The sequence below is a fragment of the Streptomyces piniterrae genome (assembly GCF_005048155.1).
Taxonomy (GTDB): Bacteria; Actinomycetota; Actinomycetes; order Streptomycetales; family Streptomycetaceae; genus Streptomyces; species Streptomyces piniterrae.
Map to the genome: position 1 here is coordinate 161,864 of NZ_SUMB01000008.1, position 22,429 is coordinate 184,292.

At 67.5% G+C, this 22,429-nt stretch carries 18 protein-coding genes; 7 read left to right on the forward strand and 11 right to left on the reverse strand.

Annotated elements, in window-relative coordinates; genetic code table 11:
* Positions 1–126: 126 nt before the first annotated feature.
* The 3 genes from FCH28_RS23095 to FCH28_RS23105 all read right to left on the reverse strand — a co-directional run bounded on the left by FCH28_RS23095 (position 127) and on the right by FCH28_RS23105 (position 6,522).
* Positions 127–1,836, reverse strand: a complete 1,710-nt coding sequence (locus FCH28_RS23095; RefSeq protein ID WP_136742017.1) for a protein kinase family protein — start codon at positions 1,834–1,836, stop codon at positions 127–129.
* A gap of 107 nt (positions 1,837–1,943) precedes the next feature.
* Entirely contained in the window at positions 1,944–4,151 is a 2,208-nt protein-coding gene (gene murJ / locus FCH28_RS23100) for a murein biosynthesis integral membrane protein MurJ (RefSeq protein WP_136742018.1), read from the reverse strand.
* 46 nt (positions 4,152–4,197) lie between these two features.
* Complete coding sequence (locus tag FCH28_RS23105) at positions 4,198–6,522, reverse strand: DUF6049 family protein (protein ID WP_187363901.1); 2,325 nt, start codon at positions 6,520–6,522, stop codon at positions 4,198–4,200.
* A 181-nt stretch (positions 6,523–6,703) separates the two neighbouring features.
* Between FCH28_RS23105 and FCH28_RS23110 the strand changes: the two genes are divergently transcribed.
* The gene (locus tag FCH28_RS23110) at positions 6,704–8,179 is read left to right on the forward strand and encodes a CCA tRNA nucleotidyltransferase (RefSeq protein WP_136742020.1); all 1,476 of its coding nucleotides are present in this window, start codon (positions 6,704–6,706) and stop codon (positions 8,177–8,179) included.
* Positions 8,180–8,291: 112 nt separating this feature from the next.
* Here the strand turns inward: FCH28_RS23110 and FCH28_RS38565 are convergent, their stop codons facing one another.
* The 4 genes from FCH28_RS38565 to FCH28_RS23130 all read right to left on the reverse strand — a co-directional run bounded on the left by FCH28_RS38565 (position 8,292) and on the right by FCH28_RS23130 (position 12,098).
* Positions 8,292–8,840 (reverse strand): LppU/SCO3897 family protein, encoded by a 549-nt coding sequence (locus FCH28_RS38565; protein ID WP_187363912.1) that lies wholly within the window; start codon positions 8,838–8,840, stop codon positions 8,292–8,294.
* 109 nt (positions 8,841–8,949) lie between these two features.
* A complete protein-coding gene (locus tag FCH28_RS23120) occupies positions 8,950–10,209 on the reverse strand; it encodes an MFS transporter (protein ID WP_136742021.1) in 1,260 nt (419 codons plus the stop codon).
* A 79-nt stretch (positions 10,210–10,288) separates the two neighbouring features.
* Positions 10,289–11,371, reverse strand: a complete 1,083-nt coding sequence (locus tag FCH28_RS23125) for an inositol-3-phosphate synthase (RefSeq protein ID WP_136742022.1) — start codon at positions 11,369–11,371, stop codon at positions 10,289–10,291.
* A gap of 46 nt (positions 11,372–11,417) precedes the next feature.
* On the reverse strand, positions 11,418–12,098 hold the full coding sequence (locus FCH28_RS23130; RefSeq protein WP_136742023.1) for a PadR family transcriptional regulator: 681 nt from the start codon (positions 12,096–12,098) through the stop codon (positions 11,418–11,420).
* Positions 12,099–12,459: 361 nt separating this feature from the next.
* Between FCH28_RS23130 and FCH28_RS23135 the strand changes: the two genes are divergently transcribed.
* Together FCH28_RS23135 and FCH28_RS23140 are read left to right on the forward strand one after the other, a co-directional pair.
* Positions 12,460–15,102, forward strand: a complete 2,643-nt coding sequence (locus FCH28_RS23135) for a transglycosylase domain-containing protein (protein ID WP_136742024.1) — start codon at positions 12,460–12,462, stop codon at positions 15,100–15,102.
* Between the two features lie 133 nt (positions 15,103–15,235).
* On the forward strand, positions 15,236–16,717 hold the full coding sequence (locus tag FCH28_RS23140) for a glycosyltransferase family 87 protein (RefSeq protein WP_136742025.1): 1,482 nt from the start codon (positions 15,236–15,238) through the stop codon (positions 16,715–16,717).
* A gap of 92 nt (positions 16,718–16,809) precedes the next feature.
* Here FCH28_RS23140 and FCH28_RS23145 read toward each other — a convergent pair whose 3' ends face one another.
* The 3 genes from FCH28_RS23145 to FCH28_RS23155 all read right to left on the reverse strand — a co-directional run bounded on the left by FCH28_RS23145 (position 16,810) and on the right by FCH28_RS23155 (position 19,476).
* Complete coding sequence (locus FCH28_RS23145; protein ID WP_136742026.1) at positions 16,810–17,841, reverse strand: alanine racemase; 1,032 nt, start codon at positions 17,839–17,841, stop codon at positions 16,810–16,812.
* A gap of 71 nt (positions 17,842–17,912) precedes the next feature.
* The gene (locus FCH28_RS23150) at positions 17,913–19,031 is read right to left on the reverse strand and encodes a lipid II:glycine glycyltransferase FemX (protein WP_136742027.1); all 1,119 of its coding nucleotides are present in this window, start codon (positions 19,029–19,031) and stop codon (positions 17,913–17,915) included.
* Positions 19,032–19,158: 127 nt separating this feature from the next.
* Positions 19,159–19,476, reverse strand: a complete 318-nt coding sequence (locus FCH28_RS23155; protein WP_136742028.1) for a hypothetical protein — start codon at positions 19,474–19,476, stop codon at positions 19,159–19,161.
* A 230-nt stretch (positions 19,477–19,706) separates the two neighbouring features.
* Here FCH28_RS23155 and rpsF point away from each other — a divergent pair, with 230 nt between their 5' ends.
* The 4 genes from rpsF to rplI all read left to right on the forward strand — a co-directional run bounded on the left by rpsF (position 19,707) and on the right by rplI (position 21,482).
* Positions 19,707–19,997 carry a 30S ribosomal protein S6 gene (gene rpsF, locus FCH28_RS23160; RefSeq protein WP_003978891.1) on the forward strand — a complete coding sequence of 97 codons (291 nt, stop codon included), beginning with the start codon at positions 19,707–19,709 and terminating at the stop codon, positions 19,995–19,997.
* 82 nt (positions 19,998–20,079) lie between these two features.
* On the forward strand, positions 20,080–20,670 hold the full coding sequence (locus FCH28_RS23165; RefSeq protein ID WP_136742029.1) for a single-stranded DNA-binding protein: 591 nt from the start codon (positions 20,080–20,082) through the stop codon (positions 20,668–20,670).
* Positions 20,671–20,780: 110 nt separating this feature from the next.
* Positions 20,781–21,017 carry a 30S ribosomal protein S18 gene (gene rpsR / locus FCH28_RS23170; protein WP_003978893.1) on the forward strand — a complete coding sequence of 79 codons (237 nt, stop codon included), beginning with the start codon at positions 20,781–20,783 and terminating at the stop codon, positions 21,015–21,017.
* An 18-nt stretch (positions 21,018–21,035) separates the two neighbouring features.
* Positions 21,036–21,482 (forward strand): 50S ribosomal protein L9, encoded by a 447-nt coding sequence (gene rplI, locus FCH28_RS23175; protein ID WP_136742030.1) that lies wholly within the window; start codon positions 21,036–21,038, stop codon positions 21,480–21,482.
* A gap of 79 nt (positions 21,483–21,561) precedes the next feature.
* Here the strand turns inward: rplI and FCH28_RS23180 are convergent, their stop codons facing one another.
* The gene (locus tag FCH28_RS23180; RefSeq protein ID WP_136742031.1) at positions 21,562–22,422 is read right to left on the reverse strand and encodes a trypsin-like serine peptidase; all 861 of its coding nucleotides are present in this window, start codon (positions 22,420–22,422) and stop codon (positions 21,562–21,564) included.
* Between the last annotated feature and the right edge of the window lie 7 nt (positions 22,423–22,429).

Genomic DNA, 22,429 nt, shown 5'->3' on the forward strand with positions numbered 1-22,429 from the left:
CGTATCCCTTTGGGCGCTCGGGAGATTCCCGGCCCAGCGCTTGGCTGGACTGAGAATCTCCCGAAGTTTCCGCGATGAGCAACCCAGGATTTTATTTTGTGGACGGCTTGCGAGGCCGTAAATAAATCAGCCGAGCACGGTGATTTCGGAAATGCCACCGCGGTACGATCCGGACGCCTCGCTGGGCAGCTCAGTGACGTGGATCAGCACGTACCGTGTCTTCACCACCTTGTCGAGCTTCACCGTCAGCTTGTCACCGGCCTTTTCCGGCTTCGAGAGACGTTGTGAGAAGTCGCTGAGCGATGTGGGATCCGAGGCGGACTGGGACGCGCCCAGGACTTCCACGGTCTGCCCCGGCCGGTACATGCTGACCTGGACGCCGGATAGCTCTTTCACGCTCCCGAGATCCACGATGATTCCGCTGCCGTCCTTGCGGCTCGGCAGGTTGCCGAAATTCGGCCAGCCCTTGAAACCGGCCGTCACCCAGGCGGTTTCCGGGTTGCGGTCCGTGGCCTGGGAAGCCTTCTCGCCGGCGATAGGAACATCAAGCGGAGAAAACTCGGTGGCATTCTCGATTTGCAGGGGCTTCGAGGGCTTCTGCTTCTCTCCATCGTGCGACTGAGCGGGGCTCGATCCGCCCTGATCGTTCTCGATCTTCAACAGGGTGTCCGCCAGCTGCCAGCTGCCCAGCCCCAGCGCCGCGATCAGCAGCGCGGAGACCGACCACTTCAGCGCCTTGCCGGTGCGGCTCTGCAGCGGGGGCGGCGGTGCCGGGACGGGCTGTGTCGGCGAGCCGGGCTGACCGTTGCGGGCCGGCGACTGCCGGTAGGTGCCCTGCTGGAACCCGGTGCGCTGGTAGGGCGGGGGTGTGGAGAAGGCGGTCTCCGGAGGCCGGATACGCGGCATGGCCGCGACGGCCTTGGACAGCTCCTCCGGGGTGGTGCACGGCTGTTCCTGCCGGGAGGCCGTGGCGCCATCGTTGACCAGCGCGCGCATGGCGAGCTCGGACAGCCCGCGGTGGATCCCGGCGCGTACCTGGTCGGGAGCGATCAGCCCGACGCCCTTCGGCAGCCCGGCGAGACCGTAGGCGTCGCTCTCGTAGGGCCAGCGCTGGGTCAGGGCGGCGTACAGGAGTGCGCCGATCGCCTCGGTGTCGGTGCGCTGGGGGTGGTCGCAGCTGATGCCGCGCAGCGCGGCCATCACGGCCAGGCCCCGGATGCGGTACTGCCCGGACTCCGTACGCAGCACCGAGCCGGGATTGATCCGCAGGTGCGCCAGGCCCTCGCGGTGCGCGGCCGCCATGGCCTGGGAGACCTGGCTGACGAGCTGGTAGGCGTCGTGCGGTTCGAGCGGGCCGTTCGCGAGCACGGTGGAGAGCTCGGTGGCGTCCGGCAGCCATTCGTGGACGACGTAGACGAGGTCGTTCTCCTCCACCGCGTCGAGGACCTGGACGAACCGGGGGTCACCGAGGAGCGCGGAGGAGCGGGCAGCCGACAGCACGGGGCGGGCCCGCGGATGATCGGCGGGCAGGATGTGCACACCTACGGCCCGGCGCAGCTTTTCGTCGACCGCACGCCAGCTGCTGAACCCGTCCAGTCGGGTGACGCACTCCTCGAGCCGGTAGCGTCTGGCGAGTTTGTGGCCACTGTGCAGTTCGGGTGGCTGGGAGTCTGCTGCCTCGGCACTCTTCTCGTCGGTGCCTGCGGCGTCCTTTTCCCTGCCGGATACCTTCTCGGCCTCCGCACCGTCGTCCGTGGCCTTACCCGCCTTGGCGGTCAGCGGTTCCTCACCGCTCGTGTCGGCCACGTCGACGGCAGCCGTGCTCCGTTCCGCCACCGTCGTTCCTGCCTCCCCATCCGTTGCAGGCTCAATGAGCCAAGACAATTGTGCCCACAGTCCGCCACTATGCACGACACACGGTGGCGGTCGATGGTTGTGCTCAATCAACGCCCAAGCTTCGAGCGGACCATGCCCACCAAGGCGTTGAGCTCCTCGATACGCATCTTCCGCGCGGCGACGTAGAAGACCGCCAGCAGTGCCGCACCGCCGCCGATGAGGGCGGCGAGCGACCCGAGAACCCCGGTGCCGAGGCCCTGCATGATCCCGTACACCGCGGCCCCTGAGACGAGCGTGGCCGGGACGCTGGCGCCCGCCAGACGGGCGTACGTACGAACCACGTGCGCCGTGTCCAGGTCGCCGTCCATTCGCTTGCCCAGACGGCGCCAGGCCACGCCCACGCCGATGATGTAGGCCAGGCCGTACGAAGCGGCCATGCCGACCACGGCCCAGCGGGCGGGCAGGACCAGGAAACACAGGGCCGAGGCGACGGCGTTGACGGCGGCGACGATCACCGTGTTGTAGAAGGGGGTGCGGGTGTCCTCGTACGCGTAGAAGGCGCGCAGGACGACGTACTGCACGGAGAACGGGATCAGGCCGACGCCGAAGGCCATCAGCATGTAGCCCATCGGGACGCCGGCACCGGACGAGCCGTAGACCAGGGTGCAGAGCGGGATGCCGAGGGAGAGGAAGCCGAACGAGATCGGGACGATGGCGACGGCGGAGGTGCGCAGCCCCTGCGACATGTCGTCCCGGACGGCGCCGGTGTCACCGTCGTGGGCGGACCGCGCCAACCGTGGCAGCAGCGCCGCCATCACAGAGACGGTGATGATGGCCTGCGGCATGTTCCAGATCAGCTGCGCGCTGGCGTACGAGATGAAGCCGGTGCCGGGATAGCCCTGTTGGTCGGCGGTGTTGCCGGCCCAGGTGGAGAGCTGGGTGACGACGAGGACGCCCGCCTGGTTGGCGAGGACGAACAGCACCGTCCACTTGGCGAGCTTCGCGGCCTTGCCCAGGCCGTGGCCGCGCCAGTCGAAGCGCAGCCGAAGCTTGAAATCGGCGTCCCGCAGGTAGGGGATCATCGCCAGGGCCTGCACCACGAGTCCCAGGAGCGTGCCGATTCCCAGCAGCCGGATGCCTTCGGAGGGGATCGTGGTGACCCCGATGTGGGAGGTCTTCGCCGTGCCGTAGACCCAGATGAACAGCCCGAAAGTGGCGATCATGACGATGTTGTTGAGGACCGGGGTCCACATCATCGCGCCGAAGCGGCCACGGGCGTTGAGGATCTGCCCCATCACGACGTGCAGGCCCATGAAGAAGATCGTCGGCACGCAGTAGCGGGTGAAGGCGACGGCGACTTCATTGGCCGCCGGATCGCGGGAGATGTCGAAGGAGACCAGCTTCACCAGGAGCGGCGCCGCGAACACCGCGAGGACGGTCAGGGCGCCGAGGATCACGATGACCAGCGTGAGCAGCCGGTTGGCATAGGCCTCGCCGCCGTCGTCGTCCTCCTTCATCGCGCGGACCAGCTGCGGGACGAAGACGGAGTTCAGACCGCCGCCGATGGTCAGGATGAAGATCATCGTGGGCAGCTGGTAGGCGACCTGCCAGGAGTCACCGAGGACCGCACCACCCAGCGCGGCGACGATCAGCGCCGAGCGGACGAAGCCCGTGAGCCGCGACACCATCGTGCCGGCGGCCATCAGCGCGCTGGACTTGAGCAGGCTGGAGGCGCGGCCGCCGGAGGACTTGCCGGTGGGAGCGGCGGGGGCCGGCTCAGGGGCCGCTGCGGGCTCCTGCGGCACGGCCTCGGGCCCCTGGGCTCCCCCGGCGGTGGGATCCGCCGGGGACGGCGTGGGGCGCTGGGGCTCGTACGGCTGCTGCTGGTCCCGGAAAAGATGCGCGAAGGCGTCGTTCTCGGGCCGCTCGTCGGCGCCCCGAGCGGTCCGCTCGTCGCGGATGCCAGCGAACTGTGTCGTCGCGGCGTCGTCCCCATACGGGAAGTCGCGGGCCGGGCCCTGCGGCTCGGGCGGCGGAGGCGAGGCCCACAACTGCGGGTTGGCGGTGTGCTGTGTGGCGGAGGGCTGTTGATACAGCGGATGCGGGGTCTGCCCCTGAGGCGGATGCGCGGCGCGGTCGTAGAGCGCCTCGGTCACCGGTTCCTGGGCAGCCGGGCCCGGGTGGTGCGGAGCGCCGCTGTAGGTGTCCTGGACGAAGGGGTCCTCGGCCGTGGGTACCTGAGGCGTCGGAGGGACCGGCCCCGTGGGGTCGCCATGGGCGCCCCGGCCGCGGTCACCGTCGTACGGCGCATTCATCGCTGCCCCACCTCATCCGTAGCCGGCCATCCGGCCCCGCCATATATCAACGGTCCACTTTCTCACCTGAGCCGGACGGGTCGGAGTTTTCCGAACCGGTGTCCGGCGTGGGGTCACTCGGCTGCTCGGGGTCGTCGCCGTCCGTGCCGCCGTTGTCGCCGTCCGTGTCTTCCTCGTCGGCGGGACCCTCGCCGTCGTCGCCCTCGGACCCGTCTTCGGCGCGCTGGGCGGCAGCCCGCTTGCGCTGGAGGTAGATCCGCACACCGGCGAGGACGAGCAGCAGCACGCCGCCCGCGATGACGAGCATGACGGTCGCGGTGATCTCGGTGACGTTCACCTGGAACGTCATGGGGTCACCGTAGGGCTTGCCGTCGGAGGTATAGAGCTGAGCGGTCACCCACGCGCGGCCGTTGGCGTTCGCCGTGGTGTCGAACTTGAACGACTGGCTGTGCCCGCCGTCCACCTTGATCCGCTGCGCCTCCCCCACGTCCAGACGGTTGGACTGCGAGGAGCGGAGCTCCAGCGTCATGTCCTCGACGCCCTGTACGAGGTTGTTCTGGACCGTCACCGGAATCGTCGCGCTGCGCCCGGAGAGCGTCGCGTCCGACTTCTGGATCAGGTGCACCTTCTTGGTCAGGCCGTCGAGGTAGCTCCGCACGGAGTTGCGGTACGCGGTGGCGCCCACGGCATCGCCCCGCCACTCCGTCGACATCTCGCGCATTATGGCGTTCCCGAACGGGGTCACCACACGTTCCGGCTGGGCCAGGATCACCTGGAAATCGTCCAGCGCGGCCTGGGTGTCCTGGATCTGCCGGAAGGCGTCGGTCGGGAGTTCCTGCCTGCGCAGCGAGCCTGGGTAGGCGGCTCCGCTGGGCACTCGACGGGTGGCCGCGCGGTCGGGCTCTGCCTTCGCCGCACCGCTGAGGTTCAGCGGCTGTGTCCAGCGCCCCGACTCCAGCGCCCGCAGGGCGGCGGCCATGGCCTGGGCCTGGCCCGCCGAGGGCATGCGCTGCGGTGCGACGACGATGCTGCGCTGCCGGTCGGGGGCCTGGAGGTTGATCATCTGGGTCTGGGCGAGGAACTCCTGGACCGCGTGGGTGGCGTCCCCGGCCTTCGACAGATCGCCTTCGAAGGCCCGGGAGAGCCCCCGGTCCGCGACGATGGCGGTGTTGCCGCCGCCGATGGGCCGAGCTGCCGTGGGGGTGTAGGGCAGTCCGCCGGTCTCCCGGAGGCTGTCGCTGCGGGTGATGACGTTGTGCGCACCGGCCGAGGTGGCCACGTCGACGATCGAGCTGTCGATGGCTCCGTCGACGGGCCAGGCGAAGTCCGTACGCGCCTTCACGCCCAGGATCGTGTCCACCGTCCTGCCGGCGAGTTCGGTGGCCGGACCGAGGTGGCTGAGCGCGCTGGGGACGCTCCGGCCGTGGTGGGCGAGCGAGGCCAGGTCGGGGTCGGCGAACGGCAGCGCGATGACCTCGTGCGTCTTCACCGATTCCTCGAGGTCGTGCAGCCACTGCTTGGCGACCGCCTGGTTCTTGCCCATGGGGCCGTCCGGGCCGTTGACCTTGTAGGACTTGGTCATCGCGTCGACGGTGGCGAGCAGGTCGGGGTCGATGACGAAGGTCACCGGCAGGTTCCTGCCGAGCGCGACCATCTTCTGCAGACGGCCTCCGGGCGCGAGCTCCGCGGCCAGGTCGTCATTACGGAAGACCGGCGTCTGCTGGGCGTCGGCGTCGGTCTCGGCGGTGAGATGCGTGGAGGAGATCAGCGGCCACAGGTAGGTGAGCTGGGTCTTCTTGTCGGCATCGGCCTTCTGCCAGGGCAGGAAGGTGTGGTCGATGCCGAGTACCTGCTCGTAGGGCGCGGCTTGGGTCCGTCCGGACAGCGAGACACCGACCTGGTACACACCGTCGTCGCCGAGGTCGAGATCCTTGACCGGCACGCTCAGGGTGAAGCGACGGCTCGCGCCGGGCTCCAGCTTGCCGATCTTCGCTGTGTGCCCGTCGATCTCCTTGCCGTCCACACTCGCCAGGTAGCCGGTGCGCTTGGACGCCGTCTCGATGGAGCTGCGGCCGTTGAGCGACGGGCCGCGGTTCATTCCGACGTGCGCGTCGGTGACCGTGGTATTGCCGTCGTTGGTCAGCGTGCCGGAGAAGGTGACCTTGTCGTCCTTCGCGGGGGCGGACGGCGACATCGCATTGATGGTGACGTCGACCGTGCGGGAGCCGCTCGGAGCCGCCTGCGCGGAGGAGGGGTGCGGGACCTGCAGCACCCCCACGAGCAGGGGCACTCCGGTGACCAGTGCCACGGTCCTTCGCAGCCATCGACCACGCGGCCGTTCAGTCCCCTGGAACCCTGCCGCCTCGGCCACGCGCTCGCCCGTCCCTCGTCGTCGTCAGTGGTCGTCGGATTGTGCGTCCACGAATGGTAACGAGGCCCGCAGCGGCGTGGTGCCGGGGACTGCTCCACATGATCGCGGGGCGGACGGCCCGATACCCGTCGCCTTATTAGGGTGACGCTTCGCTCGGCGTGGCCACGTACCCTGTTTTGTTGTGCCGAACCCCAACAATGACATCGCCGCCCCGCAGCCCGAGCAGACTCCGCAGTCGACGAACGCGCTGAACCATGTACAGCGCCGTGCCGTGAGCGAGCTTCTGCGGGTGTCCCCCGTCGCGGACGACCTGGCCCGCCGATTCCAGGAGGCCGGGTTCACGCTTGCCCTGGTCGGTGGCTCGGTCCGGGATGCGCTGCTCGGCAGGCTCGGCAACGATCTGGACTTCACCACCGATGCCCGCCCCGAGGACGTTCTGAAGATCGTCCGGCCGTGGGCGGACGCGGTATGGGAGGTCGGCATCGCCTTCGGCACGGTGGGCTGCAAGAAGAGCTCGTTCGACATCGAGGTCACGACCTACCGCTCCGAGGCCTACGACCGCACCTCGCGCAAGCCGGAGGTGTCCTACGGCGACTCCATCGAGGAGGACCTGGTCCGCCGGGACTTCACGGTGAACGCCATGGCGGTGCTGCTGCCGCAGAAGGAGTTCGTCGATCCCCATGGCGGTCTGGAGGACCTGACTGCCCGCGTTCTGCGGACCCCGGGGACGCCCGAGCAGTCGTTCTCCGATGATCCGCTGCGGATGATGCGGGCGGCTCGGTTCGCCGCCCAGCTGGACTTCGAGGTCGCTCCCGAGGTCGTCGCCGCGATGAAGGCGATGTCGGAGCGGATCGAGATCGTCTCCGCGGAGCGGGTGCGGGACGAGCTGAACAAGCTGATCCTGGCGCCGAACCCGCGCAAGGGTCTGCGGCTGCTCGTCGACTCGGGGCTAGCCGGCCGGGTGCTGCCCGAGCTGCCGGCGCTGCGGTTGGAACGTGACGAGCATCACCGCCACAAGGACGTCTACGAGCATTCGCTGACGGTCCTGGAGCAGGCGATCGCCCTCGAAGAGAACGGGCCCGATCTGGTGCTGCGGCTGGCGGCCCTCCTGCACGACATCGGAAAGCCCAAGACGCGGCGCTTCGAGATGGACGGCCGGGTCTCCTTCCATCACCACGAGGTGGTGGGGGCGAAGATGACCAAAAAGCGGATGACCGCCCTGAAGTACTCCAACGACATGATCAAGGACGTGTCGCTTCTGGTGGAGTTGCATCTGCGCTTCCACGGCTACGGGACCGGTGAGTGGACGGACTCGGCGGTCCGTCGCTACGTACGGGATGCCGGCCCGCAGCTGGAGCGGCTGCACAAGCTGACGCGCTCGGACTGCACCACCCGCAACAAGCGCAAGGCGACTGCCCTGTCCCGTGCCTATGACGGGCTCGAGGAGCGCATCGCGCGGTTGCAGGAGCAGGAAGAGCTGGACGCGATCCGCCCGGATCTGGACGGCAACGAGATCATGAAAATTCTTGGCATCGGCCCGGGGCCGCAGGTCGGCAAGGCGTACAAGCAGATGCTTGAGCTGCGACTCGAGCACGGTCCGATGGACCGCGAGGCCGCGATTGCGGCTCTCAAGGAGTGGTGGGCCACTCAGAGCTGATGTTTCACGTGAAACAGGCGGGCGTCGAACCGCAATGTTTCACGTGAAACCAAGGGGCGGTGTTTCACGTGAAACACCGCCCCTTCGTTGTGTCCGAGAGCTTCGGGCCGCTCTACTTCACATCTGTCAGGCAGAGCACAAACCGCTTGCCGGAGCCCCTGCGACTGCGCTGCTGCTCGCCATAGCCCCTGGTGCCCTCGGGGCAGAGAGTGATGTCGGTGGTCTCCGTGTGGACTTCCTTCACCTTGAACTCGGCCTCCGAAGTGCCGCAATCCACCACCTGGAGATCGGGGTTGATGGTGTTGCCGTTGTTCTTCAGACAGTCCCCCACCTCGGCGGTGTCAGCGTCGTCCCAGCTCATCACCCAGATGACTCCCGCGAAGATCACGGCGATGATGAGCCCGATGATCTTCAGGATCGCCATGGGGGACCGGCGGGTGGAAGGCGGCGGCGGGGGAACCGGTGCCCCACCGTGCATGTAGGGCTGCTGCGGTGCCTGCGGGTAACCCGGCTGCGGCTGCTGTCCATACGGGGCTTGCTGCTGCGGGTACGCGTAGCCGCCCTGGGGCTGGCCGTACGGAGCTTGCGGCGCTTGCGGATACGGGTTCTGCCCGTAGGGCTGCTGACCGTACGGATTCTGGCCATGAGGCGGCGTCGTCATGCGATTCCCCCGATATTGATGTGTACAGGCTTGTGTAGGACGCCCGTAAGTTATCGGGTCGGGTGACGTCGGCGGGGGCTGGGTGCCCCATCGGCAGAAGACGTGACGCCTAACGGCGCCTAAAGCGGACCAATGCCGCGACGACCGCCGCGTAGACCGCGGCCACAACGACTATCAGAACGACCGACTTCCCGTTCGGCGGCAGCATGAGGGCGGCGACCGCCGCGGCACCGACGAAGGCGACGTTGAACAGCACGTCGTAGATGGCGAAGATCCGGCCGCGGAAGGCATCGTCGACCGACGACTGGACCACTGTGTCGGTGGAAATCTTGGTGCCTTGTGTGCTGATACCGAGCACGAACGCGGCTGCCAGCATCGGCACCGGAGCGAAGAGCAGGCCGAGCGTGGGTACCAACACCGCGCCCAGGGCGGCGCAAACGGCAATCCAGCCGAAGGCGGTGAGCCGCCCGACCGCCCAGGGCGTCACGAGAGCGGCCGCGAAGAAACCTGCTCCCGACACCACGACGGTGATCCCGAGCAGGGCCAGGCCGTCGGACTCGTTGTCGGTCCAGGCGTATCGGCACAGCATGAGGACCATGACCGTCACGGCTCCGTAGCAGAAGCGGACTATGGTCATCGCGGTCAGCGCGCGGGCAGCGGGGCGCCGCTCGGCGAGATGACGAAGGCCGTCCGCGAGCCCCCGTACCGTGCTCAACAGGGCTTCCCGCAGGTGCGGTTGGAGCAGTGAGGGGTCGGGGCCGAGGAGCCCGGGCGCCATCCGCAGCGCGGTGAGAGCCGAACAGAGGTAGAGGGCCGCCGCGAGCAGGACGACGACGGCGTCCACATTCGTGCCGGCGAGGCGGACGGCGAAGGCGAGCCCGCCGCCGGCGGTCGCGGCGAGCGTTCCGGCAGTGGGCGCAAGGGAGTTGGCCATCACGAGCTGCTTCTCGCCCCGGACCACGCGGGGGAGCGCGGCCGAAATGCCGGCCAGGACGAAGCGGTTCACGGCGGTCACGGACAGGGCGGAGGCGTAGAACAGCCAGTCGGGGACCTTGGCCACCATCAAGGCGGCCGTCACCGCGGCCAGCAGAGTCCGCAGCAGATTCCCGTACAGGATGACCTGGCGGCGGCGCCAGCGGTCGAGCAGCACACCGGTGAAGGGGCCGAGGAGCGAGTAGGGAAGCAGCAGGATGGCCATGGCGGAGGCGATGGCCGCGGCCGAGGTCTGCTTCTCGGGCGAGAAGACGACGAAGGTCGCGAGTGCGACTTGGTAGACGCCGTCGGCGCCTTGGGAGAGGAGCCGTGCGGCCAGGAGGGATCGGAAGTCCCGGAGCTGGAGTAATACGCGGAGATCGCGCACAGCATGCATGAGGCACAGCCTCACACAGCCCGCAGGCCCCCGGGTGGAATATCCGGGGGCCTGCGTGGAGCGTTGAGCGGCGGACGCCTCAGCGCTCGACGTCGCCCTTGATGAACTTCTCGACGTTCTCGCGAGCCTCGTCGTCGAAGTACTGCACCGGCGGCGACTTCATGAAGTACGACGAAGCGGAGAGGATCGGGCCGCCGATGCCCCGGTCCTTGGCGATCTTCGCGGCGCGCAGGGCGTCGATGATGACGCCGGCGGAGTTCGGGGAGTCCCAGACCTCGAGCTTGTACTCGAGGTTCAGCGGGACGTCACCGAAGGCGCGGCCCTCGAGGCGGACATAGGCCCACTTGCGGTCGTCCAGCCAGGCCACGAAGTCCGACGGGCCGATGTGGACGTTGTCCTCGCCCAGCTCACGGTCCCTGATCTGGGAGGTGACGGCCTGCGTCTTGGAGATCTTCTTGGACTCCAGGCGCTCGCGCTCGAGCATGTTCTTGAAGTCCATGTTGCCGCCGACGTTCAGCTGCATCGTGCGGTCCAGGACGACGCCCCGGTCCTCGAAGAGCTTGGCCATCACGCGGTGCGTGATCGTGGCGCCGACCTGGGACTTGATGTCGTCACCGACGATCGGGACACCGGCCTCGGTGAACTTGTCCGCCCACTCCTTGGTGCCGGCGATGAAGACCGGGAGGGCGTTGACGAACGCGACCTTGGCGTCGATGGCGCACTGCGCGTAGTACTTCGCGGCGTCCTCGGAGCCGACAGGGAGGTAGCAGACCAGGACGTCGACCTGCTTGTCCTTGAGGACCTGGACGATGTCGACCGGAGTCTCCTCGGACTCCTCGATCGTCATCCGGTAGTACTTGCCCAGGCCGTCGAGGGTGTGGCCGCGCTGGACCGTCACGCCGGCGTTCGGCACGTCGCAGATCTTGATGGTGTTGTTCTCGCTGGCGCCGATGGCATCCGCGAGGTCGAGGCCGACCTTCTTGGCGTCGACGTCGAAGGCGGCCACGAACTCGATGTCGCGGACGTGGTAGTCGCCGAACTGCACGTGCATGAGGCCGGGCACGCGGCTGTTCGGGTCGGCGTCCTTGTAGTACTCGACGCCCTGTACCAGCGAGGCGGCGCAGTTGCCCACGCCGACGATGGCTACGCGAACCGAACCCATTCCGGTTGCTCCCTGTGTTCTCGATGAGGCCCTGTGCAACAGGCCCTCATGTGGTGGTGTCATCGGACGGATCCGGCCGGGAACCACCCCGGTGCCGGGGCAGGCCGCCCGTATCTCCTGACTGGTCCTTCTTGCCCTGCTCTGCGGAACCCGGTGCGCGCTGATCGCGCCCGGCGCGCTCACTCTCGATGAGCTCGTTCAACCAACGCACTTCGCGCTCCACGGATTCCATGCCATGGCGCTGCAGCTCGAGCGTGTAGTCGTCCAGCCGCTCGCGGGTCCGGGCCAAAGAGGTGCGCATCCTCTCGAGGCGCTCCTCCAGCCGGCTGCGGCGGCCTTCCAGCACGCGCATCCGGACGTCCCGCGACGTCTGACCGAAGAAGGCAAAGCGGACGCCGAAGTGCTCGTCCTCCCACGCATCCGGTCCGGAGTGGGCGAGCAGCTCCTCGAAGTGCTCTTTGCCCGATGCGGTCAATCGGTAGACGATCTTCGCTCGGCGTCCCGTCAGTGCCGCGGCGGGTGCGCCCTCCGGGGCGTCACCCGTCTCCTCTATGAGCCAGCCGTTCGCGACCAGCGCCTTGAGGCAGGGGTAGAGGGTGCCATAGCTGAACGCACGGAAGACCCCGAGCGAGGTGTTGAGCCGTTTTCGCAGCTCATAACCGTGCATCGGGGACTCGCGGAGCAGGCCGAGGACGGCGAACTCAAGGATGCCGGAACGTCTGCTCATCCTCCGCCTCCCTGGCCTCGTGCGTTCTTTATCTCGTGCTGATGTATCGACTCGATACATCCAGACGATAGAACGGCGTCCTGGGTGGAACAAGCGGGGGGATGGTGAACGGCGTCACATCACTAATTCGTGCTACGTGACCTGACTGTTTTGGAGTGAATTTCAACACTGGGCAGGTTTTGGCCGTGCGTAGTCTGTGCGGCATGCAGAATGCCGGGAACCGTGGGCCGATATGTGGCGTCCCTGTCCTCGGTGTAGTGCGACTCGCGCGTCAGGAGCGGGTCGTACATCGGGGGGACCTGAAGACAACTGCCGCCTTCAGGCGACGAGATAGCGCGCCTGCCCGAGGAGTATCCGTTCCATGAGCGAGCACCGTCGCAAACCGCCACAGCCGCAAGGTGGCGGACGTGCCGCGGCCCGTCGCGCCGCGCAGCAGCCCACAGGGCGCCGTGCCGTGCGAGGTTCCGCTGCCGGTCCTGCGCCCGGCTCCGAACCGTATGGCCAGGAGCGGCCCTACGGAGGGCGGGCCGAGGCTCGCCGTGCCGCCCAGCGTGGTTCCCGCCGACGGACCCCCGACGACGCTGCGATGGCCGCTGGTGGCGGCCGTGGTGGTCGACGTGGCGGAGGCCGCGGCGGCGGTGGCGGCCATGGCCCCGAGGGAGGGCCCGGTCGCGGTAGCGGGAGGCCTCCCAAGAAGCGCTTCATCGACTACCCCCGGTTCAACCGCACCGGCTGGCGCCGCTTCGTGCCCTCCTGGAAGCAGGTCACCGGCCTGACCGTCACCTTCATGGGCCTGATCGTCGGAGCGGCCGGCGTCGCGCTGGCCCTGGTGCACGTCCCCAGCGAGAGCGATGCCGCCAAGCAGCAGAACAACGTCTACCTGTGGGCCGACGGCTCGGTGATGGCCCGGGACGGTCAGACGAACCGGCAGAACGTCAAGATCGCCGAGATTCCGAAAGCGATGCAGTGGGCGGCGATGGCCGCGGAGAACGCGTCCTTCAAGACGGACTCGGGTGTGGACCCCATGGGCATCGCGCGAGCACTGTTCAACATGGCCAGGGGAGGTGACACCCAGGGCGGATCGACCATCACCCAGCAGTACGTCAAGAACGCGATGCTGACCCAGGAGCAGACGCTCGACCGTAAGGTCAAGGAGCTGTTCATCTCGATAAAGGTCGACTCGAAGATGAGCAAGGACGAGATCCTCCAGGGCTACCTGAACACCAGCTACTACGGTCGCGGGGCCTACGGCATCCAGGCAGCGGCCCAGGCGTACTACGGGAAGAACGCCTTCGAACTGAATCCGGCCGAGAGCGCCATGCTGGCGACCGTGCTCAAGGGCGCCGACCTGTACGACCCGGCCGGCGGCTCGGGCCCGCACTCGTCCAAGGCGGAGAACACCAAGCGTGCTCAGGCGCGCTGGAGCTGGATCCTCGACCGGGAGGTCGAGGTGGGGTTCATGGACAAGTCCGTTCGTGACAAGTACCGGAAGTTCCCCACGCCCGACCAGCCGAAGGCCGTGGCCAGCAAGACCGGCCAGATCGGCTACCTGATGGACACCGCGAAGAAGTACGTCCTGAAGCACTCCACCATCGGCGAAGCGCTGTTCGACAAGGGCGGCTACACGATCCAGACGACCTTCGACAGGCGCAAGGTCAACAAGCTCGCCGATGCGGTCAGGAAGGTCGACAAGCGATACATCAACCCGAAGGAGCGCGCGAAGGACAAATATGTCCAGTTCGGTGCGGCCTCCGTGGTGCCGGGAGACGGCAAGATCGTCGCCTTGTACGGCGGTGAGGGTTACGACAAGGGCCACTTCAGCAACAACGCCGACACCTTCGGTGTGCCGGTCGGCTCGACCTGGAAGCCGTTCGTCCTTGCGGCGGCCATGAAGTACGGGAAGGCCGACAACCCCGGGGTCGCGGTCTCCCCGGAGAGCCGGTACAACGGCAACGACCATCTCAAGGTGAAGGACGCGAACGGCGACTACGTCCTGAAGCGAGATAACTCGCCCTTCTTCCAGGAGAACGAGAGCGCTCACCGCTGGGGCTACATCTCCTTGGTCAAGGCCATGGAGCAGTCCGTCAACACCCCGTTCGTTCAGCTCGGCATGGATGTCGGGATGACCAAGGTGCGGGACATGGCGCACGCCGCGGGAATCTCGGACGAGAGCTTCGACAAGAATCTGAACCCGTCGTTCGCGCTGGGTACCTCGACGCCGAGCGCGATTCGGATGGCCGATGCCTATGCGACGTTCGCTGCCTCGGGGAAGAAGTACGAGCCGTATTCGGTGACCAAGGTGACGCGTGAAGGCGTGGATGAGCCGGGTTTCGAGAAGCCCCATGAGGAAACGGCGATGGATGCCGAAATCGCCAACAACGTGACCAAGGTGCTGCAGAACGTCATCAAGAACGGCACGGCCAAGGACGCGAGGAGGGTGGGCATTCCGGCGGCGGGCAAGACCGGTACCACCGACGAGAACAAGTCGGCCTGGTTCGTCGGCTACACCCCGAAGCTCTCGACTTCCGTCACGATGTTCCGTGAGGACCCGAAGAACCCGCGCCAGCTGTCCATGAACGGAGTGGGCGGATTCGACTCGATCCACGGTGGTGCACTGCCCACCGAGGTATGGACCGAGTACATGCTCCAGGCGAACATCGGCTCCGCACAGTTCCCCGCGGCCACTGACATCGGGCAGCGCCTCGACGAGGAAGGTATGCCGACCCCGACGCCGACCCCCACGCCGTCGCAGGAGCCGTCGGAGACGCCGTCCGAGACGCCGAGCGAGTCCGCTCCCCCGAGCGGCTCTCCGAGCCCTGGCCCCACGGAGACCTGCTCCACCTGGGACGTCAAGTGCCAGGAAACCGGTGGGACGACAACCGGTGGGGATACCGGTGGGACCACCGGAGGGGAGACGAGTCCGACCCCTGATCCCGGAGGCCCCGGCGGCGGTAACGGCAACGGCAACGGCGGAGGCTTGTTCGGCGGCCCCTCCGGCTCTTGATGATCGCCGACTGTTTCACGTGAAACCAAGCGACTGTTTCACGTGAAACATGAAGCGGCGAAGCCCCCGACCCGGCTCGACCGGGCGGGGGCTTCGCCGCGTTCGGGCAAGGGGCGTACGGCAGGATGGGGCCATGACGAGCGTGCGACAGGATGAGCCCGTACGGCCGACGAACCGGGACGAGGTGGCGGCGGCCGGCAGCGAGCTGATCGGAGGACCGATCGGACGGCGCGCGCTGTTCGGCACCAGCTGGCTGACGCCGGTGCGGTTCGTTGCGCTCGTCGCCATCGGAATGTTCGCGCTCGGCATGGTGCAGAAGCTGCCCTGTTACAACGGCGGGTGGTTCTTCGGGACCACGACCCAGTACACCCATGCCTGCTACTCCGACATTCCCCATCTCTATGCGGGGCGTGGCTTCGCCGACGGACTGGCCCCGTATTTCGACAAGCTGCCCGGCGATATGGAGTACCTCGAGTACCCCGTGCTGACCGGTGCCTTTATGCAGCTCGCCTCCTGGATGACTCCGCACGGGGGATCGATCCAGCAGCAAGAACAGATCTACTGGCTGGTCAACGCCGGCATGCTGATGATCTGCGCCGTCGTTATCGCCGTGTGCGTGGCCCGGACGCACCGGCGCCGGCCCTGGGACGGTCTCCTCGTCGCCCTGGCGCCGGCCTTCGCGCTCACCGCCACCATCAACTGGGACCTGCTGGCGATCGCCCTGACCGCCCTGGGAATGCTGAAGTGGTCACGGAGCCGGCCTCTGGCGGCGGGCATCATGATCGGGCTGGCGACCGCCGCGAAGCTGTACCCGGTGCTGCTGCTCGGGCCGCTGCTGGTGCTCTGCTGGCGCGCGGGAGCCTGGCGCGCGTACGGAAGGGTCGTGGCGGGCACGGCGGCATCCTGGCTCCTGGTCAATCTGCCGGTGATGATCACGCACGATGTGACCGGCTTCCACATCAGGGAGGGCTGGGCGAAGTTCTACACCTTCAGCCAGGAGCGCCCCATCGACTTCGGATCGATCTGGCTCCTGATCTCGCAGCGCACCGGTAATCCCCTGGAGAACGCCAACACCTACGCCACCCTGCTGATGATCCTGGGCTGTGGCGCCATCGGACTGCTGACGCTCTACGCACCGCGCCGGCCGCGCTTCGCCCAGCTCGCGTTCCTCGTCGTCGCGCTCTTCATCCTCACCAACAAGGTCTACTCGCCGCAGTACGTTCTCTGGCTGACCCCGCTCGCCGCGCTGGCCCGGCCCCGCTGGCGGGACTTCCTGATCTGGCAGGCCTGCGAGGTCATGTACTTCCTGGGTATCTGGATGTACCTCGCCTACACCAGCAACGGCGACAAACATCAGGGGCTGCCGACGGAGGGCTACCAACTGGCCATCGCCCTCCACCTGTTGGGCACCCTCTACCTGTGCGCCGTGGTGGTACGGGACATCCTGATGCCGGAGCGGGACGTCGTGCGTAGAGACGGCGATGACGATCCGTCGGGGGGTGTCCTGGACCGGGCACCGGACGTGTTCGTCCTCGGCCGGACCTATCACGAGCCGCGGCACGCGCTGCACTTCGAGGGGCAGCCACGGGTGCGCTGGGGCGTCGTACAGGACTGACCGCCCCTGAACCGAACGGGAAGGGCCCGGTGCCGCAGAGTGTGTCTGCGGCACCGGGCCCTCGGCGTTCCGGAGAGCTGGGCTCGGGCGGCTCAGCGGTCCACAAGGCGGTCGTACTGCGTCGTGGTGTGCCGGAGATGGGCCACCAGTTCCTCGCCCACCTGCGGCGCGGGTGCGTCCGCCGGTACGAACAGAATCGACACCTGCATGTGCGGGGGCTCCGCGAACCAGCGCTGCTTCCCGGCCCACACATACGGCGCGAGATTGCGGTTGACGGTTGCCAGACCTGCGCGGGCCACGCCCTTGGCGCGCGGCATCACACCGTGCAGAGCCTTGGGAGCCTCCAGGCCGACGCCATGCGACGTGCCGCCGGCGACCACGACCAAGTAGCCGTCGGAGGCCGCCTTTTGCTGGCGGTAGCCGAAGCGGTCCCCCTTCGCGACGCGCGTGACGTCGAGCACCGAGCCGCGGTACTCGGTGGCCTCGTGGTCGCCGAGCCACAGCCGGGTGCCGATCCGCGCGCGGAACCGGGTCTGCGGGAACTGCTGCTGGAGACGGGCGAGTTCATTGGCCTTGAGGTGGCTGACGAACATGGTGTGCAGCGGCAGGCGGGCGGCGCGGAGCCGGTCCATCCAACCGATGACCTCTTCGACCGCGTCGGACCCGTCGGTGCGGTCCAGCGGCAGATGGATCGCGAACCCTTCGAGCCGGACGTCCTCGATGGCCGCGGCCAGCTTCGGCAGGTCCTCCGGCGCGACACCGTGCCGCTTCATGCTGCTCATGACCTCGATGACGACCCTGGCGCCCACCAGGCCGCCCACGCCCTCGACCGAGGAGACCGAGCGGATGGCCCGGTCGGGCAGCGGCACCGGCTCCTCGCCGTGCCGGAACGGCGTCAGAACGAGCAGGTCACCGCTGAAGAAGTCCTTGATGCGGGCCGCTTCGTAGGTCGTACCGACCGCGAGGATGTCGGCACCGAGGCGGGTGGCCTCATCGGCGAGGCGCTCATGGCCGAAGCCGTAGCCGTTGCCTTTGCACACCGGGACCAGCCCGGGGAACTGCTGGAGAACGCTCTGCTGATGCGCCCGCCAGCGCGCGGTGTCGACGTAGAGGGTGAGCGCCATGGCCGGGCCCGGGACCTTTCTCGTGGCTGGGGTGTGTCAGGGGTACGAACTGGAGCGGTGGAGCGGGCGGGTCAGCGCCGCGCCATATACATATCGAACGCCTTGTGCAGCAGCTTGTTGAGCGGGAAGTCCCACTCACCGAGATACTCCGCTGCCTGCCCACCTGTGCCGACCTTGAACTGGATCAGGCCGAAAAGGTGGTCGTTCTCGTCCAGGGAGTCGCTGATGCCGCGGAGGTCGTAGACCGTGGCGCCGAGCGCATAGGCGTCGCGCAGCATCCGCCACTGCATCGCGTTGGAGGGCCTGACCTCGCGCTTGTGGTTGGCGGAGGCGCCGTACGAGTACCAGACATGGCCACCGACGATCAGCATCGTGGCGGCCGCGACGTTCTCGCCCTCGTGGCGGGCGAAGTACAGCCGCATGCGGTTGGGGTCCTCGGCGTTGAGGGCCTTCCACATGCGCTGGAAGTAGCCGATCGGGCGCGGCCGGAAGTGGTCGCGCTCCGCGGTGATCTCGTAGAGCCGCTGCCACTCGTCCAGCTCGTCGTAGCTGCCCTGCACGACCTCGACGCCGGCCTTCTCGGCCTTCTTGATGTTGCGGCGCCACAGCTGGTTGAAGCCCTTGTGGACGTCCTCCAGGGAACGGTTGGCCAGCGGCACCTGGAAGACGTAGCGGGGCTGCACATCGGCGAAGCCGGCGCCGCCGTCCTCGCCCTGCTGCCAGCCCATGCGGCGAAGCTTGTCGGCCACCTCGAAGGCGCGCGGCTCGATGTGGGTCGCCTCGACGTCCCGCAGGCGCTTGACGTCCGGGTTCTGGATGCCGGCCTTGATCGCCGCGGCGTCCCAGCGGCGGATGATGACCGGCGGGCCCATCTTCACCGTGAAGGCGCCCTGCTGCTTGAGATGCTTGAGCATCGGCTGCAGCCAGTCCTCCAGATTCGGGGAGTACCAGTTGATGACCGGTCCCTCGGGGAGGTAGGCGAGATACAGCTTGACCTTGGGGACCTGGCGGTAGAGGACCAGACCGGCGCCGACCAGCTCGCCGTCGGCGTCGAACCAGCCCAGGCTCTCCGAGCGCCACTCGGCCTTGACGTCGGCCCAGGCCGGGACCTGCATGTGGCTCGCCGCGGGCAGGCTCTGGATGTATGCCAGATGCTGCTCTCGGCTAATGGTCCTCAGGGTCAGGCTCATGCGGGGCGCTCCTCGGCAGGTGTGTCCCCATGGTCGGGGCTCCGGCTCTCGCGCCGAAGCCTACTGTGAGCGGGGAGCGCCCCGTCTGAGCCGTACGGTCTTGGGTTCGAATCGCCCCGGCCTCGCGCTAGCCGAGGACGCCGCCGAAGAGGCCGCCGTGCGCCAGGCCGATGTAGAAGCCGACGCCCGAAGCCCCGAGACCGATGATCAACAGGAAGCGTTCGCCTGTCGTCGATGAGATGAACTGGCCCCAGAGGCCCGTCCCGATTCCGACGAGCCCGGCCCAGGAGCTGATCAGGTGCAGGCTGGGAGAGAGCGTGGTGAAGACGGCGACCGCGCCGAGCACCAGGGTCACGATGGCGATGGTGTTCTCGACGGGGTGCGCCTTGCCGTCGCTGTTGAGAAGCGAGAGCAGACTGCGCTGGGTCCTTGCTGCCTGTGCCATGCGGCACCTCCGATGACAGGGCGGCGCACTGTAACGCCGCTCACACCCGTTGCGTTCCAGATTGAGGGGTGCAGCACTCGGATTTCAACCGGAAGGCCTGAGGCAGGTACTCTGTACGGTCTGCGCCTATGTCTGTCCGGATGACCCGGGCGGGCTCGGTGCGGAACGCATCATGACCCTCCTGCCACGGAACGACCGTGGCCGCTGAGTCCAAAGGAGGTGGGTTCTACATGCGTCACTACGAGGTGATGGTCATCCTCGACCCCGATCTCGAGGAGCGCGCTGTCTCCCCGCTGATCGAGAACTTCCTCTCCGTCGTCCGTGAGGGCAACGGAAAGGTCGAGAAGGTCGACACCTGGGGCCGTCGTCGTCTCTCGTACGAGATCAACAAGAAGCCTGAGGGCATCTACTCGGTCATCGACCTGCAGGCCGAGCCTGCGGTCGTCAAGGAGCTCGACCGTCAGATGAACCTGAATGAGTCGGTCCTCCGGACCAAGGTCCTCCGTCCCGAGACCCACTGACCGCGTCAGCGTTCAGCGGTAACCGGGTTCGAGTAGCAGCAACACCAGCAGCCAGCAGCACACCCGCCGAGAGGTTCCCCTAATGGCAGGCGAGACCGTCATCACGGTTGTCGGCAATCTTGTCGACGACCCCGAGCTGCGCTTCACCCCGTCCGGTGCGGCGGTCGCGAAGTTCCGCGTCGCGTCCACTCCCCGCACTTTCGACCGCCAGACCAATGAGTGGAAGGACGGCGAGAGCCTGTTCCTGACCTGCTCGGTGTGGCGTCAGGCGGCGGAGAACGTCGCCGAGTCCCTCACGCGGGGTACCCGCGTGGTCGTGCAGGGCCGCCTCAAGCAGCGGTCGTACGAGGACCGCGAGGGCGTGAAGCGCACGGTCTACGAGCTCGACGTCGAGGAAGTGGGCGCGAGCCTCAAGAACGCCACGGCCAAGATCACCAAGACCAGCGGTCGCGGTGGCCAGGGCGGCGGCTTCGGCGGCGGTCAGCAGGGCGGTGGCCAGGGTGGCGGTGGCTGGGGCGGCGGCCCCGGTGGCGGCCAGCAGGGCGGCGGCGGTGCTCCCGCCGACGACCCGTGGGCGACCAATGCTCCTGCCGGCGGTGGCCAGCAGGGTGGCGGCGGCGGTGGCTGGGGCGGCAGCTCCGGCGGCGGCTACTCGGACGAGCCGCCCTTCTAGGTCCGCACAGCCGGCTCGTCTCCGCGTTGTTTCACGTGAAACAACGCCGTGAAACGGCCGGGACCTCGAGGGCGTCAGCACAAACTTCTTGAACTCACTGGAGAGAGACAATGGCGAAGCCGCCTGCTCGCAAGCCTAAGAAGAAGGTTTGCGTGTTCTGCAAGGAGAAGATCTCCTACGTTGACTACAAGGACACGAACCTGCTGCGGAAGTTCATTTCCGACCGCGGCAAGATCCGTGCCCGCCGAGTCACCGGCAACTGCACTCAGCACCAGCGTGACGTCGCCACGGCCGTGAAGAACAGCCGTGAGATGGCGCTGCTGCCCTACACGTCCACCGCGCGATAAGGGAAGGGTGACCGACACATGAAGATCATCCTCACCCACGAGGTCTCTGGCCTCGGCACCGCCGGCGACGTCGTCGACGTCAAGGACGGTTACGCCCGTAACTACCTGGTCCCGCGTGGTTTCGCGATCCGCTGGACCAAGGGTGGCGAGAAGGACGTCGAGCAGATCCGTCGCGGTCGCAAGATCCGCGAGATCGCCACGATCGAGCAGGCCAACGAGATCAAGGGCCAGCTCGAGGGCGTCAAGGTGAAGCTGGCCGTCCGTGCCGGCGACGCCGGCCGCCTGTTCGGCTCCGTCACCCCGGCCGACGTCGCCTCGGCGATCAAGGCCGCCGGTGGTCCGGACGTCGACAAGCGCCGTGTCGAGCTCGGTACGCCGATCAAGACCCTGGGCGCGCACCAGGTCTCCGTGCGTCTGCACGCCGAGGTCATCGCGAAGCTCGGCGTCGAGGTCGTCGCCGCGTAATCGCAGCACAACGCCGAAGGGCCGTACCCCGCTATGGGGTGCGGCCCTTCGCCGTGTTCAGGTGTCCGGAGGCCCGTTCTCAGTCCTCGTCCTGGGCGTGCTTGTACAGCGCCGCGATGTCGTCGTCGAAGTACGCGGCGTAGGAGACATCGTCCTCGTCGCCGCCGCCCTCATGGCCGCCCAGGACACCGATGACCGTGCCGGTGTGGCTCTTGGGGTCGTAGTCGGCCAGCCAAGGGCTGCCGCTCGTACCGCCCTCGAAGTCGGTGCATTTGACGCGCAGTTGGGTGTTGCTGAACTTCGTGGTGCGGTTCTGGCAGGAGATCGGGGTGTTGCGGCTGGTCGGATAGCCGGTGATCTTGACTTCGTTGTCGAAGCCGCGGTCTATGCCGAGCGTGTTGGCACCCAGGACGTCCTGGATCTGCTCGCCCTTCTTCTTGTCGAGCAGGAGGAACGCGACGTCGAGATCCTCGTCGTTCGACTTGGCCCAGCGGTCGTCGACTATGACCTTGTTGACCTTCCACAGGCCGGTGGGTTCTTCGCCGTCGCGATAGTCGGGAGCGAAGACGAGATCGTTCACGGGGGCCTTGGCGTCGCTGTCGTACGCGCAGTGCGCCGCGGTGATGAGCATGTTCCGGCCGGGGCTCTGCACGACGCTTGCGGTGCAGAAGTGCTCGCCGGTGTCGTCCTTCTCGAAGACCACGCCGACCCGGGCGTTCTGCTCGGTCCGGCGCGGGGTGTACGCGTTGCCGTCGTCGGCCGGGGCCGTCGCGGCCGGATCCTGGTCCTCGGGGTCCTGGCCGGCCTCGCCGGACTTACCGAAGCTGCTGCGGCCGCCGCCGACCGTAGGAGCGACCTCCGCGGCGGAGCCCACCATGACAGCTGCCCCGATGACGATGAACGTCAGGGGCAGCACGGATTTCCTGGCTAGCGGGCGCACACGGTCA

Bases quoted from the DNA above. Each gene is read 5' to 3' on its own strand.
- murJ (WP_136742018.1), bottom strand. From the start codon at position 4,151: ATGAATGCGCCGTACGACGGTGACCGCGGCCGGGGCGCCCATGGCGAC.
- FCH28_RS38565 (WP_187363912.1), bottom strand. From the start codon at position 8,840: ATGACGACGCCGCCTCATGGCCAGAATCCGTACGGTCAGCAGCCCTAC.
- FCH28_RS23120 (WP_136742021.1), bottom strand. From the start codon at position 10,209: ATGCATGCTGTGCGCGATCTCCGCGTATTACTCCAGCTCCGGGACTTC.
- FCH28_RS23125 (WP_136742022.1), bottom strand. From the start codon at position 11,371: ATGGGTTCGGTTCGCGTAGCCATCGTCGGCGTGGGCAACTGCGCCGCC.
- FCH28_RS23130 (WP_136742023.1), bottom strand. From the start codon at position 12,098: ATGAGCAGACGTTCCGGCATCCTTGAGTTCGCCGTCCTCGGCCTGCTC.
- FCH28_RS23135 (WP_136742024.1), top strand. From the start codon at position 12,460: ATGAGCGAGCACCGTCGCAAACCGCCACAGCCGCAAGGTGGCGGACGT.
- FCH28_RS23140 (WP_136742025.1), top strand. From the start codon at position 15,236: ATGACGAGCGTGCGACAGGATGAGCCCGTACGGCCGACGAACCGGGAC.
- FCH28_RS23145 (WP_136742026.1), bottom strand. From the start codon at position 17,841: ATGGCGCTCACCCTCTACGTCGACACCGCGCGCTGGCGGGCGCATCAG.
- FCH28_RS23150 (WP_136742027.1), bottom strand. From the start codon at position 19,031: ATGAGCCTGACCCTGAGGACCATTAGCCGAGAGCAGCATCTGGCATAC.
- FCH28_RS23155 (WP_136742028.1), bottom strand. From the start codon at position 19,476: ATGGCACAGGCAGCAAGGACCCAGCGCAGTCTGCTCTCGCTTCTCAAC.
- rpsF (WP_003978891.1), top strand. From the start codon at position 19,707: ATGCGTCACTACGAGGTGATGGTCATCCTCGACCCCGATCTCGAGGAG.
- FCH28_RS23165 (WP_136742029.1), top strand. From the start codon at position 20,080: ATGGCAGGCGAGACCGTCATCACGGTTGTCGGCAATCTTGTCGACGAC.
- rpsR (WP_003978893.1), top strand. From the start codon at position 20,781: ATGGCGAAGCCGCCTGCTCGCAAGCCTAAGAAGAAGGTTTGCGTGTTC.
- rplI (WP_136742030.1), top strand. From the start codon at position 21,036: ATGAAGATCATCCTCACCCACGAGGTCTCTGGCCTCGGCACCGCCGGC.